Raw genomic sequence first — 17,172 nt, 5'->3', positions numbered from 1 at the left:
TCCATTGCCGTTACGCTAAGGCGTTGCTGCGTTTCGGAATTCCGGCACCGTTCCGCCTCACGGCAAAGCTCACGGCATGGATAATCGGGTCAAGCCCGTCAAACCCGAGCATGACGACGTCGCCGGGGTTTCGGCCAATCTCCAACGTCGGCGACAGAAGCGTCAGCGCCCGCGTGTCGACGATCAAGCCGGGATCGATGGCCGGAGCCGGGCGGGACCCCTCATTCCATGACCGCGCTGTGATCGATCTGGGCCGGCGTTCCGGGCTTGCGCAGCAGAAGCACCAGCGGGATGGCGGCCAGGGACAGGATCATCATCAACTTGAAATCGTCGATATAGCTGATGATCGTCGCCTGCAGGGTGACGAGGCCGTCGAGCGCGGCGCGGCCGGCGGCGGTGTAAGGGCTCAGCGCCTGCGAGATCGCCGGATCGCTGAACGCCGGATTGTAGGGCGTCACATAGTCGGCGATGTTGGCGTGGTTGATCTGCTGGTTCTGCGTCAAAAGCGCGGTGACGACCGAGATGCCGACGCTGGAGCCGATGTTGCGCGACAGATTGTAGAGACCCGTGCCTTCCGCGCGCCGCTCCGGCGCCAGCGTGGCGAAGGTGATGGTGGTGAGCGGCACGAACAGGAAGCCGAGGCCGGCGCCCTGGATGAAGCCGGTGCTGATGATCGTCCATTGCGAGACATCCGGCGTCCAGCCGGTCATGTCGTACATCGCCCAGGCGGTGATGGCGAGGCCGATGAACAGCAGCCAGCGCGTGTCGACCTTGCCTACGAGGCGGCCGACCACGAACATGCAGGCCATGGTGCCGAGGCCGCGCGGCCCCATGACGATACCGGCCGTCACCACCGGATAGCCCATCAGCGTCTGCAGATAGGGCGTCATCAGCGCCAGCGAAGCGAGATAGGTGATGCCGATGATGAAGATGAAGATCATGCCGACGGAAAAGTTGCGGTCAAGGAACAGCCGCGGGTTCACGAAAGTGTCGCGCGCGGTGAAGGTGTGGACGATGAAGATGTAGAAGGCCGACGCGCAGACCAGCGCCTCGACGATGATCTCGGCCGAGGAAAACCAGTTGAGCTGCTCGCCGCGGTCGAGGAACATCTGCAGCGAGGCGATGGCGACGCTGAGCATGCCGAAGCCCAGCCAGTCGAGCCTGGCCTTGAGGTCGAGCTTGGTTTCCTGGACGAACATCGAAACGCCGATAAAGGCCAGCGCGCCGATCGGCACGTTGATGTAGAAAACCCAGCGCCAGGAGACGTTCTCGGTCAGCCAGCCGCCGATGACCGGGCCGAGCACCGGCCCGACCATGACCGAGACGCCGAACAGCGCCATGGCCGAGCCGCGCTCCTCGACGCTGTAGATGTCGAGCAGGATCGACTGCGACAGCGGCACGAGTGCTGCGCCGAACAGGCCCTGCAGCAGGCGGAAGCCGACGATCTGCGGCAGCGACTGCGCGAAGCCGCACAGCACCGAAGCGACCACGAAGCCGGTGATCGCCACCAAAAGGATGCGCTTGCGGCCGAAGCGGTTGGCGAGATAGCCCGACGGCGGCGTCATCACCGCGGCGGCGACGATATAGGAGGTGAGCACCCAGTTGATCTGGTCGGCGCTGGCCGAGACGCTGCCCTGGATATAGGGCAGCGCCACATTGGCGATGGTGGTGTCCAGCGCCTGCATGATGACCGCCAGGATCACGCAAGCGGTGATGGCGCCGCGATTGGCGACCGCGGGCGCGCCTGTCGCGGAAGCCGTCGTCATGACTTGTGTCCGAGACGCTCGAGGAGATCGGTGACGAAATCCGGCAGGCCGCGGGCATGGCCGGTGTCGATGCTGACGACCGCGCTCATGCCGCCGCGCAGCGGCGGCTTGCCGTCCGGATCGTCGATCGTCACGCGCATCGGGATGCGCTGCACGACCTTGACCCAGTTGCCGCTGGTGTTCTGCGCCGGCAGCAGCGAGAAGCTGGACGAGGAAGCCGGGCTGATCGAGCCGACGGTGCCGTGCCAGACCTCGCCCGGATAGGCGTCGATGCTGATCGTCGCCTTCTGGCCGGGATGCACATAGGTGAGCTCGGTTTCCTTGGGTTCGGCGGCGATCCAGATGTCGGTCGACGACACCAGGCTGAAGGCCGGCTGCGAAGCCGGCAGGTATTTGCCGACCTGCAGCGCGTCGACATTGGTGACGATGCCGTCGAACGGCGCCTTGACGACGGAATCGTTGAGGTTGCGCTGGGCGTCGTCCACCGCCGACCGGGCCTGCAAATAGAAGGGGTTCTGCTCGACCGGCTGGCTGGCGTCGCCGCCGAGCTGGGCAAGCATCGCTTGCGCCTGCGCGTTCGCGACGGTCACCTTCTGGCGGGCGGCTATGAGATCATGCTGGGCGCTGTCGAAGGTCGCCTTGGAGGCGGTCGAGGTCTTGAGCAGGTCCTGCTGACGCTGGAAGGCCGACTCGTAATAGGGAATGTCGGCCTCGGCCTGTTCGATCGCCGCCAGCGACTGCTGATAGCTCGCCTGCAGCGTCAGCACCTGGTTGCGCACGGTGCCGAGCTGCGCCTTGGCGCCCGCGAGCGCGGTCTCGAAGGAGGCAGGCCGCAGGCGGAAGAGCACGTCGCCCTTCTTCACCGCCTGATTGTCGTGCACGTCGATCTCCTGCACGGTACCGGAGACATCGGTGGAAACGCCGAGCGACTGCGCCTGGATATAGGCATTGTCGGTGGTCATGACCTGGCCGCCGACGACATAGTAGTAGCCGCCGGCGACCAGCGCGACGGGCAGCAGCGCGAACAAGATCGGCCGCGTCAGGCTGCGGCGCGGCTTTGCGGGAGCGGGCGGAGCCACCGTGACTGAAGCCGGCTTCGGTTGCGCCGAGGGCGCCTCCAGCGTCGCCGGCTCCGGCGCCACGGGCGCTTCCAGCTCATCGTCTTCGACGACAGGCGGATTGTTGCCGCGCCTTTGCTCGCGCTGGCTGTCCAGGCGAATGACCTGGTCGCTTACTCTTTCGCCGGCATTTTCTCCGTCGGCGGGCTTTCTGGATGAGGTTCCTTCAGACATGGACTTTCTCCCGGTCGACGGCCGGCTGAATGCAGGCCTCGAGCAGATTGCAATTGGTCAAGCGTGTTCCGAAAAGGCGCGCGGCTTCGTGCAGCACGAAGCTGAGGGTGGGCGAGGTGGACATGGGAGGTCAGCGAGTCGGCGACAACTTTTCGTGAGCATGCTTATTATCATCATGCACATAATCCTGCTGGACGCGGAGCGCAAGACCGACTAAGGCGCTTGGTGAAAATATCGCATAGGCCAGAACCCGGCCCGGGCGGCCTGCGGTCAGGGCAAGGACCAGACGATGAACCGGCTCAAGATCGCCATGCTGGCGCTGCTCATGGGATACGCTTTTCCAGCCGCCGCGAAGGAGGCGGTAAGTTGCGGCGGAGCGGCCATGCTGGGCGGCGCGCAGCTCAATTGCAGCCACGTGCAACCCAAGGCGCCGCCGCAATTCTGCACCTTCAGCTGGGCCCTGCACACAACGACGGGCGAGCAGCAAATCGTCGAAGGCAGCTTCTCGCTTCCGCCCGGAGCGTCGAACGTCGAGGTCTATCAGGGCAGCGGCTTCGACAGCGCCCTTTCCAACCCGATCGTGATCTGCCGCGGCAGGCATTGAACAGTTGGTGCCGCAGGCGGATCACGTTAGTTTGATCGGAGATCGACCGCGCCGGAACGCGCTGTCTCTCTGTTTTTACGCAATTCCTGACGGAAAACCGCTCACACTTTTCCTGGAATTGCTCCAGCCATGGAGGGATCGCGATGACCGGACCCAATCCCAACATCAAGCATCCGATCGCGATGCATCCGCGCGTCGGCTTCCTGAAGGGGCTGGTGACGTCGCCCAACATCGAGGTCGGCGACTTCACCTATTACGACGATCCGGACGGTCCCGACAAATTCGCCGAAAAATGCGTGCTGCACCACTACGACTTCATCGGCGACCGGCTGGTGATCGGCAAGTTCTGCGCCATCGCGGAAGGCGCGCGTTTCATCATGAACGGCGCCAACCACGCCATGTCCGGCTTCTCGACCTATCCGTTCAACATCTTCGGCCATGGCTGGGAAGAAGGTTTTGATCCGCAGAGCTGGTCGAAGGAGATCCGCGGCGACACGATCATCGAAAATGATGTGTGGATCGGCATGGACGCGGCGATCATGCCGGGCGTGAAAGTGGGCGACGGCGCCATCGTGGCGGCGAAATCGGTTGTCACGCACGATGTGCCGCCTTATGCGATCGTCGCCGGCAACCCGGCAAAGATAGTGAAGATGCGCTTCGACGAATTCACGGTGCGGCGGCTTTTGAAGGCCGCGTGGTGGGACTGGCCGGTCGACAAGATCAGCCGCAACCTCAACGCCATCCGTGGCGCAGACATTGCAAAACTGGAGGCGGCGGTTTGAACGCGCCCGAAAAAACGACGAACGGCAAGAGCACGAGCGAGACGGCGATCAGCCCGGAGCTGTTCACCCGCGGCTGGATCTTCATCCGGGGCGTGCCGTCGATGAAGTTCCTGCCGCCGGAAGGACCGCCGGAGATCGCTTTCGCCGGCCGTTCCAATGTCGGCAAGTCGTCGCTGATCAACGCGCTGGTCGGGCATAAGGGCCTGGCGCGCACCTCGAACACGCCGGGGCGCACGCAGGAGCTCAACTATTTCGTGCCGGACGGGTTCTCCGGCGAAGGCGCCGACCTGCCGCCGATGGCGCTGGTCGACATGCCCGGCTACGGCTACGCCAGCGCGCCGAAGGACAAGGTCGATCAATGGACCAAGCTGATCTACGAGTATCTGCAGGGCCGCGTGACGCTGAAGCGCGTCTATGTGCTGATCGACGCCCGCCACGGCATCAAGGCCAAGGACGAGGAAGTGCTCACCCTGCTCGACAAGGCGGCGGTGTCCTATCAGGTGGTGCTGACCAAGACCGACAAGATCAAGGCCGCCGGCGTGCCGAGGCTGATCGAGGAGACGCTTGCCAAGATCAAGAAGCGGCCGGCGGCGTTTCCGGCGGTGCTAGCCACCTCGTCGGAAAAAGCCGCCGGGCTGGACGAGCTGCGCGCGGCGATCGTCCTGGTGGCGAACGGCGGCTGATGCCGCCGTTCCAGGAACGGCCCGTCGGGATCAATCCATCTCTTCACGTTCCGGCTCGCGATCGCGCCGGCCGGTGAGGATCTCGCGCTTGCCGACATGATTGGGAGCGCCGACCAGGCCTTCCTTCTCCATGCGCTCGACCAGGGAAGCAGCACGGTTGTAGCCGACGCCGAGGCGGCGCTGGATATAAGAAGTCGAGCACTTCTTGTCGCGCTTGACCACCTTGATGGCTTCCTCATAGAGGGCGTCGCCGTCCTCCTCTGCGATGGCGCTTTTGTCGAAGACCGCGCCGGTATCGGCTGCTTCTTCGGCCTCTTCCTCGTCGGCGGTGACGGTGTCGAGGTATTCGGGACGTCCCTGCGCCTTCAGATGCGCCACGACGTGCTCGACCTCCAGGTCGGAAACGAAGGGGCCGTGCACGCGCGAAATGCGCCCGCCGCCGGCCATGTGCAGCATATCGCCCTGGCCGAGCAGCTGCTCGGCGCCCTGCTCGCCGAGGATCGTGCGGCTGTCGATCTTCGACGTCACCTGGAAGGAGATGCGGGTTGGGAAATTGGCCTTGATCGTGCCGGTGATGACGTCGACGGACGGGCGTTGCGTCGCCATGATCAGATGGATCCCCGCGGCGCGGGCCATCTGCGCCAGGCGCTGGATGGCGCCTTCGATCTCCTTGCCGGCGACCATCATCAGGTCGGCCATCTCGTCGACGATGATCACGATATAGGGCATGGGCGCCAAGTCGATCGCGCGCTCCTCGAACAGCGGCTCGCCGGTGCCCTTCTCGAAGCCGGTCTGCACCTGCATGGTCACGACCTCGCCCTTGTCGCGGGCGCTCGCCGCGCGCTGGTTGTAGCCGTCGATGTTGCGCACGCCGAGGCGCGCCATCTTGCGGTAGCGGTCCTCCATCTCACGCACCGCCCATTTGAGTGCCGTGACGGCCTTCTTGGGATCGGTGACAACCGGCGTCAGAAGATGCGGGATGCCGTCATAGACGGAAAGCTCCAGCATCTTGGGATCGACCATGATCAAGCGGCATTCTTCCGGCTTCATCCGGTAGAGCAGCGACAGGATCATGGTGTTGATGGCAACCGACTTGCCGGAACCGGTGGTGCCCGCCACCAGCAGATGCGGCATCTTGGCGAGCTCGGCTATGACCGGTTCGCCGCCGATCGTCTTGCCGAGGCCGAGCGCCAGTTTGCAGGAGGTGTTGCGGAAGCCGGCCGATCCGATCAGCTCGCGGAAATAGACCGTCTCGCGCGTCTCGTTGGGCAGCTCGATTCCGATGACATTGCGGCCCGGCACCACGGCGACGCGCGCCGAGATGGCCGACATCGAGCGGGCGATGTCGTCGGCCAGACCGATGACGCGGCTGGATTTCACGCCCGGCGCCGGCTCGAACTCGTAGAGCGTGACGACGGGACCGGGGCGGACATGGATGATCTCGCCCTTGACGCCGAAATCCTCCAGCACGCTTTCGAGCAGGTCGGCATTCTGCTCCATGCGCTCCTGCGACATGTAGAAGCCCTGGCCTTCCGGCGGCATCTGCAGCAGATCCTCGGAGGGAAGCTCGTAGCCGGCCATCGCGGACAGCGGCGCGACCTCACCGGCCATGGGCAGCGACGGCGCCTGCCTGACCGTCCTTGCGCTCGACGGAGCGGAAACCGGCGCGGGTTCGACAGGGCTCGGCTCGACGGCCGGGAGGGCAGGCGCCGGAGAAGGCCCCGCGTTCGCCGCGCTGGAGCGCCATTCGATGACCCGGTAAAACGACGTCACCTCGCCCAGGAAGGCGGCACGGGGCTGGATCTCCGGTGAGGCCGGACGCTGCGCCGGTATCGGCTGCACCAATGGTGGCTGCGCCGGAACGGCCGGCGCCTGCCCCGCCTCGTTCAGGCGCGCCCGTGCCAGGCGCTCGGCGAGGAAAGGCATGCCGAATTCGAAGAAGGCATGATCGGAAAGATAGGACCAGCGCAGTCCGCTCGGACGCGGTTTTGGCGTCGGAGCGGCGGCGGCCAGAGGCGGCGCGGACGGAGGGGGCGAGATAGTGACAGGGGCGACTGCGGATGGTGCGCGGAGCGGCCTGGTTTGCATCGGCGCCACGGCGGGAGCGGCGGAGGCGGCAGGACTTTTCCGGACCGGAGCGGCTGGCGCCGGAGCCGGCGACGCTGGCCGGACGGGCTCGCGGGCGGCTGGCTTAGCCTGCGCGGTATCTTCTTGCGGGGCGGCCCGCCTGGAGAGATCGGTGTCCGGCGTGCGGGTGAACCGCACATTGGGCGCGAGGAAGAAATAATCCTGCCAAGCCGGGCGGCTGAATTCGCCGCCATTGGCCGAATCGGGCGATGCGTTGCGAGCGGCATCCGATTCGCTGGCCGGGGCGACGCGCAACGCGACCACCTGGCCCGCCTGCGCCTGCGGAACCCCGCCACGGCGCCCGTCCGCGCGATGATCGTCGTCGCCCTGATAGGCGGAGGCGCCGGAAAGATTGGCACGGGGGAAACGCATGGATGTCATTCTCGAGACTCGCCGATTGAACGTCTCCCGAGACATAGGAAGCGATGGTTAACAGGTCCTTCCGACAGCGCCTGCCGGACGAAGCCAATCGACATTTTGAGAGGGGTCGGTGGACGATCTCGACGACGTTGCGTTCGGCCGCCACGCCCGCGCCTTCAACGCCGCGCCACGGCCCTTTGGCCTGCTTTGCACGCTTTGGGATTAGCGTGCCCCAAGGGCGGTCAGGCCGATTGCAGCGCCATTTCCTCGGCGAGAAATTTTTCCGTGCCGTAGGCCTTAAGGAAGACGTCGACGCCGGATTTCACGACATGTTCGATCTCCGCCTGGCTCGGCGCCTTGGTGCGGTAGGAAAAGATGCACTGGCGGAACAGGCCGGCAAGGCAAAGCTCGGTGAACTGATAGGCGGCAAGATCGACATCGTCGATCTCGAGCAGGCCGCGCTCGACGGCTTCGTTGAGGAAGGCCATGACCTTGTCGTGGCCGCGTTTCGGGCCGCGCTCGTAAAAACGCGCGCCAAGCTCGGGTATCCGGTCGGACGCGCCGACCACTGTGCGCTGGGCCTGGATGACCTTGGCCGAGGTGATCTTGGCGGAGAGCCCCATGCCGAATTTCACCAGCGTGTTGCGCAGGTCGTCGAAATGGTCGAGCACCTCATACATGTTCTTGAAGATGGTGCCGCGCTCTTCCTCGATGAGAGCCTCGAACAGCTCTTCCTTGTTTTGGAAATAGACGTAGATCGTGCCCTTGGAGACGCCGGCCTCGCGCGTGATATCGTTCATTGAGGCGGCTTCGAAGCCTTTGTCTATGAAAACGCGGCGCGCGCCTTCGATGATCTGAGCACGCTTGACCGGGTCCTGCCCGGCCGCCGGACGACCCTTGCGCAAGTCGAGCAGATCGCTATCGGCTGTCGTTTCGACCATGGAAGTCATTCCTTGAAAATATTTCGAACCACTCGGTTCGATTTCCTCTTGATATGGTCCTCTTTCCGCGCTATGTCAATCACCAATTCGAACCGAACGGTTCAGTCTGACTGACATCCAGAGAGATACCCATGTCCTCGAACGCGCCCGCCACCGCCGAAGTCCGCACGTTTCCCAACGCCAAGGTCCAGCCGTCGACCGAAGCGCCGGAAGTTCCTGTCCAGCCCGCCGCTCCGGCTGCGACGCCCGCGGCCGAGGCGCCCGCCAAGAAAAAGCGCTCGGCCCGTTCCTTCCTGCTGCCAATCATCGGCCTCGCCCTGCTCGGCGCCGGATCCTGGTATGGGTATAACTATTGGACCGACGGCCGGTTCATGATCTCCACCGACGATGCCTATGTCCAGGCCGATATGTCGTTCGTGTCGCCGAAAATATCCGGCTATATCGACAAGGTGCTGGTGAGCGAGAACCAGAAGGTCAAGGCCGGCGATCCGCTGTTCGTCATCGACAATGGCGACTACAAGATCGCGGTCGCCCAGGCCGAGGCGCAGATCGCCACATTGAGCAAGACGCTCGACCGCATCGACGCTCAGACCAAGGCGGCCCGGGCCTCGCTGTCGCAGGCTGAGGCGCAGAAGGTCGCAGACCAGGCCGCGGCCGACAATGCGGCGCGCGCCCAGCTGCGCGCGGCGCAGCTTCTCAAGACCCATGTCGGCACGCAGGCGCAGCTCGATGACGCGCAGACCGCGCTCGACCAGGCCAAGGCGGCCCTTGTCGGCGCCGATGCGCAGATCGCGGCGGCTCAGGCCAATATCGGCGTGCTGGAAGCGCAGCGCGCGGAATCGGCCTCGACGCTCGCCTCGCTGCAGCTCACCCGCGACAAGGCCCAGCGCGACCTCTCCTTCACCGTGCTGAAGGCGCCCTATGACGGCGTCGTCGGCAACCGCTCGGTCGAGCAGGGCGACCTCGTCAGCCCCGGCCAGAAGCTCGCCGTCGTCGTGCCGATGGACAAGCTCTACATCGTCGGCAACTTCAAGGAGACGCAGCTCGGCCGCATGGTGCCCGGCGAGAAGGTCCGCATCACCGTCGACGCGATCGACGGCCAGACCTTCGAAGGCACGGTCTCCTCGCTGGCGCCGGCTTCGGGCGCGGTGTTCTCGCTGCTGCCACCGGAAAACGCCACCGGCAACTTCACCAAGGTGGTGCAGCGCGTGCCCGTGCGCATCGACGTGCCGGCCGACGTCTTGAAGACCGGCAAGCTGCGCGCCGGCTTGAGCGTCGTCGTCGCAGTCGACAGCCGCACAGCGCCGGCCTCGACGGCCAACTGATTGGGGGGCGGTTCGGTGGCCATTCGAGCGCCGAGCCGCCCAGCCTGTTTCGGAGCGGGAGACGCGCTCCAACCATCTGTTTCGACGCAATTCCGGACCGCCACGCTGGTCATCGAGAATTGCTTAGGGAGGCCATGACATGGCAACCGCAACCATCACCGCAGGAGCACTGCCGGGACGCCCGGTCGCTGCCGCCGCGCCGGCCCTGCCCGCGGACCATATGCCTGTGCGCCGCGTCGTCGCCTTCCTGGCGATGGTGTTCGGCATGTTCATGGCGATCCTCGACATCCAGATCGTGTCGGCCTCGCTCGCCGAGATCCAGGCGGGCCTGAGCGCCAGCTCCGACGAGATCCCGTGGGTGCAGACCGCCTATCTGATCGCCGAGGTGGTGATGATCCCGCTGTCGGGCTTCCTCAGCCGCATGCTGTCGACGCGAGTGCTGTTCACTACCGCGGCGGCCGGCTTCACCGCGGCCAGCGCGCTCGCCGCTACCGCCACCAATATCGACCAGATGATCGTCTACCGCGCTATACAGGGCTTCATCGGCGGCGGCATGATCCCGAGCGTCTTCGCGGCTGCCTTCACCATCTTCCCGCCTTCCAGGCGCGCCGTCGTCTCGCCGATGATCGGCCTGGTGGCGACGCTGGCGCCGACGATCGGCCCGACGGTGGGCGGCTATATCAGCCATGCCATGTCCTGGCACTGGCTGTTCCTGATCAATGTCGTGCCCGGCATCCTGGTGGCGACGGCTGCCTGGTCGCTGATCGACTTCGACAAGCCCAACCTGAAACTGTTCTCCAAATTCGACTGGTGGGGCCTGATCGGCATGGCCGCCTTCCTCGGCTGCATGGAATATGTGCTGGAGGAAGGTCCGAACCATGACTGGCTGCAGGAACAGGCCGTCTTCATCTGCGCCGTGATCATGACCATCGGCGGCGTCATCTTCTTCTGGCGCGTCTTCACCGCCGAGGAGCCGATCGTCGATCTCAGGGCCTTCAGCAACGTCAACTTCGCCTTCGGCTCGCTGTTCTCCTTCGTCGTCGGCATCGGCCTTTACGGGTTGACCTACCTCTATCCGGTGTTCCTCGGGCGTATCCGTGGCTACGATTCGATGATGATCGGCGAGGCGCTGTTCGTCAGCGGCCTGGCGATGTTCTTCACCGCGCCGGTCGCCGGCATCCTGTCGAACAAGATCGATCTTAGGCTGATGATGATGATCGGCTTCCTGGGCTTCGCCACCGGCACCTGGTGGATGACGCATCTCACCGCCGACTGGGATTTCTATGAGCTCTTGATCCCGCAGATCCTTCGCGGCTGCTCGATGATGCTGTGCATGGTGCCGATCAACAACATCGCGCTCGGCACCTTGCCGCCGGAGCGGCTGAAGAATGCGTCGGGCCTGTTCAACCTGACCCGCAATCTCGGCGGCGCCGTCGGCCTGGCAGTCATCAACACGGTGCTGATCGACCGCAATGCCTTTCACTATGCAAGGCTTTCGGAGCATGTGCAGTGGGGCAGCGAGGCCGCGCAAACCAAGCTGCAGAACATGACCCTGACCTTCCAGCAAAACGCCGGTCTCGACGCAACGACCGCCGCCATTTCGAAGCTGTCCGGCATGGTGCAGCAGCAGGCAGCGCTTTTGTCCTTCATGGATGTGTTCATGATGTTGACCGTGCTGTTCGCCTCGCTCGGATTTTTCGTGCTGTTCATCAACAAGCCGGCGCAGCAGCGCGGCGGTGGCGGCGGAGGTCATTGAGGAGCCGGAACCCCCGCCTGGCTACCTCAACGCGTGACCCCGGAAATCGGTGACGATTTCCGGGGTCATTTCTTTGGACAGATCCCAGTCCTCTCAGGCAGCGGCCGGCTTGAAGCTCAGCGCCACGCCGTTGATGCAATGGCGCAGCCCGGTGGGCGGCGGGCCGTCATCGAAGACATGGCCGAGATGCCCGCCGCAGCGCCGGCAATGCACCTCGGTGCGAACCATGCCGAGTGTGCGGTCCTCGGTCTTGCCGATGGAATTGGGGATCTCCTGCCAGAAGCTCGGCCAGCCGGTCCCGGAATCGAACTTCGTCTCGGACGAATAGACCGGCAGGTCGCAGCCGGCGCAGGCGAAGATGCCCTTGCGGTGCTCGTTGAGCAGCGGGCTGGTGCCCGGATATTCCGTGCCCTGCTTGCGCAGCACGTCGAAGGCAGCGTCGGAGAGGATGGCGTGCCATTCGGCATCGGTCTTGGTGACCTCGAAGATTTCGGCGGCCAGAGCGGGCTTCGGTCCGCCGGCGCGCAGCATCGCTCCGGATCCGACGATGAGAGCGGTGGCGGCTGCCCCGCTCCAGAGAAAATCGCGACGGTTCATGGCCGTTCCTCCTGATGCATTTTGCCAAGATAGAGCGCCGCCCGGAAATCAAAAGCCGGTGACGCGCTATCCGTCATGTTGAGCACTTCCAGACGAAAAACCCCTTCGTGCCTTGCTGGAATTGCTGCTCCGCGCGCCCCTTGCGGGACAACGCGGAGCACTCTTGCCGGCGGCGCGGATCTTGGATGTCGCGGCCGGCGCTCAGCCATGCTTCGCCGGGCATGCCCGCTTTGTTACATCTTCGGCCCGCTTTGTTACATCTTGGGCAAGAGAACCTTGTCGATGACGTGGATGACGCCGTTCGACTGGCGGACATCGGCGATGGTGACGTGAGCGACATTACCGTTCTCGTCGGTCACGGTGACCTTGCCCTTCTCGGTCTTCAGCGTCAGCTCGCAGCCGCCGACCGTCTTGACCTGGTGCGCGCCGCCATCGGCCTTGGCCATCTTGGCGACATCGGCTGCCAGCGCCTTGGCGGCGATGACATGGCAGGTGAGCACCTTGGTCAGCTTATCCTTGTTCTCGGGCTTGAGCAGCGTGTCGACCGTGCCGGCGGGCAGCGCCGCGAAGGCTTCGTTGGTCGGCGCGAAGACGGTGAAGGGGCCCGCGCCCTGCAGCGTGTCGACGAGGCCGGCGGCTTTGACGGCGGCGACCAGCGTGGTGTGGTCCTTCGAATTGACGGCGTTCTCGATGATGTTTTTCTTGGCATACATCGGCGCCCCGCCGACCATCGGATTGGCGGCATAGGCAACGACGCCGGCCGCGGAAAAGCCGAGCGTAGAGGCAAGCAAAAGGGTGGCGATTTTACGCATGATGTCAGTCTCCTCTGGTTGTTTCGTCCCGTGTTTGGGAACGCGAGGAGATACGGGCTTCAAAAAAGTTAGTTTCACGGAGGTCGAGAGATTTTGCTTCATTCGGTTTATTTCACTGCCGTGGCCCATGGCGGTGGCGGATTCCTCCATCCCGCCAAAAGGCGGGAGATAGACTTCCATTTATCTTTGATGATGCCGCGTGGGATCAGATGCCCTTCAAATCACCTGCAGCGACGACCGGGCCGGTCGGCTGGCCGGTCGGCGAGCCGCCCGAAGGCTCGAGGCTGACAGCGAGCACGGCGCCTTGCGCGAGCTTCCGCTGGATGGCGGGCGCGACCGCCATGCGCACGGTCTGGCCGGCGGGGATGACGCCCATCGAGACCGGCGCGTTCTTGCCCTCGATCATCCACAATTCGAAATCCTTGCCGGCGCCGCGATCGCCGGAGACCAGCGACAGGCCGACCTCATGGCGGGCGGCGTCATAGACGGCGAGGTATTTGACGTTGCTGTTGTCGGCGGTGAGCGACGCGACCAGCCTGGTCTCGGGCGGCCGGACCGGCGGATTGACGTAAAGCAGGGCGACATAGACGGCCAAAGCCGCAATGGCGGCGGCGGCGAGGCCGCGCCAGAAGGCAAGGCTCGTCCACAGGCCGCCGCCGGTCGCAGTGGACGCGGACGCTGCAAACAGGCGCCCGTCGATCGCTGCCTTGACCGAAGCCGGCGGCTCGACCGCGGCATAGGCGGCGGCCATCGGCGCGAAGCGCACCTCCCAGGCATCGACCAGGCGGGCGAAAGCCGCCTCCGTATCGATGCGGCGAGACGCGACCTGGCGCTCGTCGGCTGGCAGGACGCCGAGAACATATTCAGCGGCGAGCAGGTCGTCGCCTCCACGTTCCGGTCCGTCGTCTTCCGCCAGCGTCATCTTTCCAGGCATTCTCTCAGTTTGAGCAGGCTTCGCCGCAGCCAGGTCCGCATCGTGTTCAGCGGAACCTTGAAGCGTTCAGCCAGCTCGGCATAGCTTTCGCCGCTCAGATAGGCGCCTCGGACGGCCGCCGCCCGGTCTTTCTCCAACTCGTCAAGGCAATGGTGGATGCGTTCGACCTCGCCGCCCACGACAGCCATGGCCTCAGGGCCCGGCGCGGGATCGGCGACGTCGAGGGCCGCGTCGATGTCGGCGGAAGGACTGCGCCGCGCCCTGATGCGATCGATCGCATGGTTGCGCGCAATGGCCACCAGCCAGGAAATCGGGCTCAGATCGGAAACCGCGAAACGGTCTGCTTTCGTCCAGATCTTGACGAACACCTCCTGCAGCGCTTCTTCCGCATCTCCCTGGTCCCTCAAGACACGAAGGCAAACGCCGAAAAGTTTCCCGCTGGTCTGCTTGTAGAGCAGATCGAACGCAGTCCGGTCCTTCATCGAAGTCCGGACGATCAGCTTGCTGATGTCCTGCGGCCCCATGGCGGCAAATTAGAAGATCGCGATTTAATTGCAACGGGCCGCCCAAGGCTTTGTCCGCCGAAGATTGCCGTGCCGTTGGTTCTATCGAATCCCGATTTCGATCTGCAGCTTCATGCGATAGGTTTTGGCAAACGAGGGGATGCGGCGATGTCGATCGAGCGCGTGCTTTGGGAACAGGATGCGACCGGCCTTGCCGAGCTCGTCCACAAAGGGGAAATCGCGCCACAGGAGCTGGTCGACGCGGCGATCGCGCGCGCCGAGGCGACAAGGCCCGACATCAATGCGATCGCCACACCGCTTTACGACGCCGCGCGGGCACGAGCGAAGACCGTCGACCGCACGCTGCCGCTGGCCGGCGTGCCCTTCGCGCTCAAGGATCTCGGCATCGGCATCAAGGGCGTGCCGATCCATGGCGGCAGCCGCATCCCGCCTTTCACGGCGGATTTCAACTCGGTGATGGTCGAGCGCTATCTCGCCGCCGGGCTGATCCCGGTTGCCACCAGCACCTCACCCGAGCATGGGCTGAGGCTGATGACGGAGTCGGCCCGCTTCGGCATCACCCGCAACCCTTGGAACACAGGCCACACCACGGGCGGCTCGTCCGGCGGCGCCGCCGCGCTGGTGGCGGCGGGCGTGGTGCCGGCGGCGCATGCTTCCGACGGCGGCGGCTCGATCCGCGTGCCCTCGGCCTGCAGCGGGCTGGTCGGCCTGAAGACCTCGCGCGGCCGCGTGCCGCTGACGCCGCTGGTCAGCGAAAGCTGGTACGGCATGGTCGTCGACCACGCCGTCAGCCGCTCGGTGCGCGATACCGCGCTGCTGCTCGACCTTACCCATGGCGCCGATCCGCTCTCGCCCTACGCGGCGCGCGCGCCGCAAGGTTTCTTCGCGGTCGCCGCGGCGCGCGACCCGGGCAGGCTCAGCCTCGCCGTCTATCGCAAGTCGCCGCTCGGCCTGCCGATCTCGGCCGAGACGCTCCAGGCGCTCGACACGGCGGTGGCGTTGGCGCGCGAAGGCGGCCACACGGTGGAAGAGATCGAGATGCCTTTCATCGGCCGCGACTTCATCGCCGATTTCTGCCGGAGTGTCGCCTCCGCCGTTGCCGGGACGATGCGGGCCGAGGCGCAGCGCGTCGGCCGGCCGGTAACCGGCGAGGTCGAGCGCGCGACCCGCGTGCTGACCCGGCTTGGTGAAATGCTGTCCGCCGGCGAAGTCTATGAAAGCGTGCAGCGGCTCAACGCCACGGCGCGGCGGCTGATCGAAGAGACGGCGCGGTTCGACGCCGTGCTGATGCCGATCATCGCGCATCCGCCTTTGGCCTGCGGCTCAATGGATCCCAAGGGCGCCGACGAGTTCCTCGAGAACCTGCTCGACAAATTGCATCTGACAAGCCTGCTCAAGGTCAAGTCGTTCTTCGGCCAGCTGATGGACAAGAGCCTGTGGTTCACGCACTGGCCTGCGATCCAGAATGTCAGCGGCCAGCCCTCGATCGAGCTGCCGGTGCACGTCACGGCGGCCGGCCTTCCGCTCGGCATCCAGGCCGCCGGCCGGCCCGGCGACGAGGAGACGCTGTTGTCCTTCGCCGCGCAGATGGAGAAGCTTTCAGGATGGCTGAAGCGGCGCGCGCCGCTCAAGGTGCCGAGCTAAGGTCTGTCGATTTCGTCATTGTGACCGCAAAGCCGTTTGCGGCCCGCTCCAATTCCCGCTAAGACCCCGCCGTCCTTTCCTAGAAGCCGGGATCACATCGATGACGGACGTCGCCGCCAACGCCGAAATGCAGGCCGCGCTGCTCTCGCGCGCGCTGCCTTATATGCAGCGCTACGAGAACAAGACGGTGGTGGTGAAATATGGCGGCCATGCCATGGGCGATACCGAGCTCGGCAAGGCCTTTGCCCGCGACATCGCGCTTCTGAAACAGTCCGGCGTCAACCCGATCGTCGTGCATGGCGGCGGGCCGCAGATCGGCGCGATGCTCACCAAGATGGGCATCGAATCCAAGTTCGAGGGCGGCCTGCGCGTCACCGACCAGAAGACGGTCGAGATCGTCGAGATGGTGCTGGCCGGCTCGATTAACAAGGAGATCGTGGCGCTGATCAACGCCGAGGGCGAGTGGGCAATCGGGCTCTGCGGCAAGGACGGCAACATGGTGTTCGCCGAGAAGGCGCGCAAGACCATGATCGACCCCGATTCCAACATCGAGCGGGTGCTCGATCTCGGCTTCGTCGGCGAGCCGGTCGAGGTCGACCGCACGCTGCTCGACCTTCTTGCGCGCTCGGAAATGATCCCGGTGCTGGCGCCGGTGGCGCCCGGCCGTGACGGCCACACCTACAACATCAACGCCGACACGTTCGCCGGTGCGATCGCCGGCGCGTGCCGGGCCTCGCGCCTGCTCTTCCTCACCGATGTGCCGGGCGTGCTCGACAAGGACAAGAAGCTGATCGACGAGCTGACCGTCGCCGAGGCCAAGGCGCTGATCAAGGACGGCACGGTGTCGGGCGGCATGATTCCGAAGGTCGAAACCTGCATCGAGGCGATCGAGCGCGGCGTCGAGGGCGTCGTCATCCTCAACGGCAAGACGCCGCATTCGGTGCTGCTCGAGCTCTTCACTGAGCACGGCGCCGGCACGTTGATCGTTCCGTAAGAAGGTAAGTTCACCGTTTCCGCAGGCGGTG

General features: G+C 64.9%; 16 protein-coding genes. 7 read left to right on the top strand and 9 right to left on the bottom strand.

Annotation, left to right across the window (positions count from 1 at the left end; all coding sequences use genetic code 11):
* Positions 1 to 10: 10 nt before the first annotated feature.
* The 3 genes from P9273_RS25895 to P9273_RS25885 are packed head-to-tail and all read right to left on the bottom strand — an operon-like array spanning position 11 to position 3,058.
* Positions 11 to 187 carry a hypothetical protein gene (locus tag P9273_RS25895; RefSeq protein WP_278051321.1) on the bottom strand — a complete coding sequence of 59 codons (177 nt, stop codon included), beginning with the start codon at positions 185 to 187 and terminating at the stop codon, positions 11 to 13.
* Positions 188 to 221: 34 nt separating this feature from the next.
* Positions 222 to 1,766 carry a DHA2 family efflux MFS transporter permease subunit gene (locus P9273_RS25890; protein WP_278051320.1) on the bottom strand — a complete coding sequence of 515 codons (1,545 nt, stop codon included), beginning with the start codon at positions 1,764 to 1,766 and terminating at the stop codon, positions 222 to 224.
* Positions 1,763 to 3,058: an HlyD family secretion protein gene (locus tag P9273_RS25885; RefSeq protein WP_278051319.1), complete on the bottom strand. Its 1,296-nt coding sequence runs from the start codon at positions 3,056 to 3,058 to the stop codon at positions 1,763 to 1,765. The genes P9273_RS25890 and P9273_RS25885 overlap by 4 nt, the downstream gene beginning before the upstream one ends.
* 289 nt (positions 3,059 to 3,347) lie before the next feature.
* Here P9273_RS25885 and P9273_RS25880 point away from each other — a divergent pair, with 289 nt between their 5' ends.
* From P9273_RS25880 to yihA, 3 genes are all read left to right on the top strand, one after another.
* On the top strand, positions 3,348 to 3,662 hold the full coding sequence (locus P9273_RS25880; RefSeq protein WP_278051318.1) for a hypothetical protein: 315 nt from the start codon (positions 3,348 to 3,350) through the stop codon (positions 3,660 to 3,662).
* Positions 3,663 to 3,805: 143 nt separating this feature from the next.
* The gene (locus P9273_RS25875; RefSeq protein ID WP_278051317.1) at positions 3,806 to 4,444 is read left to right on the top strand and encodes a CatB-related O-acetyltransferase; all 639 of its coding nucleotides are present in this window, start codon (positions 3,806 to 3,808) and stop codon (positions 4,442 to 4,444) included.
* A gap of 47 nt (positions 4,445 to 4,491) precedes the next feature.
* A complete protein-coding gene (gene yihA / locus P9273_RS25870) occupies positions 4,492 to 5,127 on the top strand; it encodes a ribosome biogenesis GTP-binding protein YihA/YsxC (RefSeq protein WP_278051339.1) in 636 nt (211 codons plus the stop codon).
* Between the two features lie 30 nt (positions 5,128 to 5,157).
* Here the strand turns inward: yihA and P9273_RS25865 are convergent, their stop codons facing one another.
* Both P9273_RS25865 and P9273_RS25860 read right to left on the bottom strand, forming a co-directional pair.
* Positions 5,158 to 7,635, bottom strand: a complete 2,478-nt coding sequence (locus P9273_RS25865) for a DNA translocase FtsK (protein WP_442920261.1) — start codon at positions 7,633 to 7,635, stop codon at positions 5,158 to 5,160.
* A 221-nt stretch (positions 7,636 to 7,856) separates the two neighbouring features.
* Positions 7,857 to 8,555, bottom strand: a complete 699-nt coding sequence (locus P9273_RS25860; RefSeq protein WP_278051315.1) for a TetR/AcrR family transcriptional regulator — start codon at positions 8,553 to 8,555, stop codon at positions 7,857 to 7,859.
* Between the two features lie 131 nt (positions 8,556 to 8,686).
* On the opposite strand from P9273_RS25860, the gene P9273_RS25855 reads away from it, so the two are divergent.
* Together P9273_RS25855 and P9273_RS25850 are read left to right on the top strand one after the other, a co-directional pair.
* Positions 8,687 to 9,880, top strand: a complete 1,194-nt coding sequence (locus P9273_RS25855; protein ID WP_278051314.1) for an HlyD family secretion protein — start codon at positions 8,687 to 8,689, stop codon at positions 9,878 to 9,880.
* Positions 9,881 to 10,019: 139 nt separating this feature from the next.
* Positions 10,020 to 11,636, top strand: a complete 1,617-nt coding sequence (locus P9273_RS25850; protein WP_278051313.1) for a DHA2 family efflux MFS transporter permease subunit — start codon at positions 10,020 to 10,022, stop codon at positions 11,634 to 11,636.
* A gap of 93 nt (positions 11,637 to 11,729) precedes the next feature.
* Here P9273_RS25850 and msrB read toward each other — a convergent pair whose 3' ends face one another.
* The 4 genes from msrB to P9273_RS25830 all read right to left on the bottom strand — a co-directional run bounded on the left by msrB (position 11,730) and on the right by P9273_RS25830 (position 14,503).
* On the bottom strand, positions 11,730 to 12,233 hold the full coding sequence (gene msrB, locus P9273_RS25845; protein WP_278051312.1) for a peptide-methionine (R)-S-oxide reductase MsrB: 504 nt from the start codon (positions 12,231 to 12,233) through the stop codon (positions 11,730 to 11,732).
* Positions 12,234 to 12,487: 254 nt separating this feature from the next.
* Entirely contained in the window at positions 12,488 to 13,045 is a 558-nt protein-coding gene (locus P9273_RS25840; RefSeq protein WP_278051311.1) for a fasciclin domain-containing protein, read from the bottom strand.
* 205 nt (positions 13,046 to 13,250) lie between these two features.
* On the bottom strand, positions 13,251 to 13,967 hold the full coding sequence (locus P9273_RS25835) for an anti-sigma factor (protein WP_278051310.1): 717 nt from the start codon (positions 13,965 to 13,967) through the stop codon (positions 13,251 to 13,253).
* Complete coding sequence (locus P9273_RS25830; protein ID WP_278051309.1) at positions 13,964 to 14,503, bottom strand: sigma-70 family RNA polymerase sigma factor; 540 nt, start codon at positions 14,501 to 14,503, stop codon at positions 13,964 to 13,966. The genes P9273_RS25835 and P9273_RS25830 overlap by 4 nt, the downstream gene beginning before the upstream one ends.
* A gap of 147 nt (positions 14,504 to 14,650) precedes the next feature.
* On the opposite strand from P9273_RS25830, the gene P9273_RS25825 reads away from it, so the two are divergent.
* Complete coding sequence (locus P9273_RS25825; RefSeq protein WP_278051308.1) at positions 14,651 to 16,147, top strand: amidase; 1,497 nt, start codon at positions 14,651 to 14,653, stop codon at positions 16,145 to 16,147.
* A gap of 100 nt (positions 16,148 to 16,247) precedes the next feature.
* Entirely contained in the window at positions 16,248 to 17,141 is an 894-nt protein-coding gene (argB, locus tag P9273_RS25820; RefSeq protein WP_278051307.1) for an acetylglutamate kinase, read from the top strand.
* Positions 17,142 to 17,172 lie beyond the last annotated feature (31 nt).

Origin of the sequence: Mesorhizobium sp. WSM4935, assembly GCF_029625735.1 — a bacterium.
Classification (GTDB): domain Bacteria; phylum Pseudomonadota; class Alphaproteobacteria; order Rhizobiales; family Rhizobiaceae; genus Mesorhizobium.
This window is presented reverse-complemented; position numbering and strand designations above follow the sequence as displayed.

Excerpts from the sequence above, each read along its gene's own strand:
- P9273_RS25865 (WP_442920261.1), bottom strand. The coding sequence starts at position 7,635 with ATGACATCCATGCGTTTCCCCCGTGCCAATCTTTCCGGCGCCTCCGCC.
- argB (WP_278051307.1), top strand. The coding sequence starts at position 16,248 with ATGACGGACGTCGCCGCCAACGCCGAAATGCAGGCCGCGCTGCTCTCG.
- msrB (WP_278051312.1), bottom strand. The coding sequence starts at position 12,233 with ATGAACCGTCGCGATTTTCTCTGGAGCGGGGCAGCCGCCACCGCTCTC.
- P9273_RS25850 (WP_278051313.1), top strand. The coding sequence starts at position 10,020 with ATGGCAACCGCAACCATCACCGCAGGAGCACTGCCGGGACGCCCGGTC.
- P9273_RS25825 (WP_278051308.1), top strand. The coding sequence starts at position 14,651 with ATGTCGATCGAGCGCGTGCTTTGGGAACAGGATGCGACCGGCCTTGCC.
- P9273_RS25840 (WP_278051311.1), bottom strand. The coding sequence starts at position 13,045 with ATGCGTAAAATCGCCACCCTTTTGCTTGCCTCTACGCTCGGCTTTTCC.
- P9273_RS25890 (WP_278051320.1), bottom strand. The coding sequence starts at position 1,766 with ATGACGACGGCTTCCGCGACAGGCGCGCCCGCGGTCGCCAATCGCGGC.
- P9273_RS25885 (WP_278051319.1), bottom strand. The coding sequence starts at position 3,058 with ATGTCTGAAGGAACCTCATCCAGAAAGCCCGCCGACGGAGAAAATGCC.
- P9273_RS25860 (WP_278051315.1), bottom strand. The coding sequence starts at position 8,555 with ATGGTCGAAACGACAGCCGATAGCGATCTGCTCGACTTGCGCAAGGGT.
- P9273_RS25835 (WP_278051310.1), bottom strand. The coding sequence starts at position 13,967 with ATGACGCTGGCGGAAGACGACGGACCGGAACGTGGAGGCGACGACCTG.
- P9273_RS25875 (WP_278051317.1), top strand. The coding sequence starts at position 3,806 with ATGACCGGACCCAATCCCAACATCAAGCATCCGATCGCGATGCATCCG.
- P9273_RS25855 (WP_278051314.1), top strand. The coding sequence starts at position 8,687 with ATGTCCTCGAACGCGCCCGCCACCGCCGAAGTCCGCACGTTTCCCAAC.
- P9273_RS25880 (WP_278051318.1), top strand. The coding sequence starts at position 3,348 with ATGAACCGGCTCAAGATCGCCATGCTGGCGCTGCTCATGGGATACGCT.
- P9273_RS25830 (WP_278051309.1), bottom strand. The coding sequence starts at position 14,503 with ATGGGGCCGCAGGACATCAGCAAGCTGATCGTCCGGACTTCGATGAAG.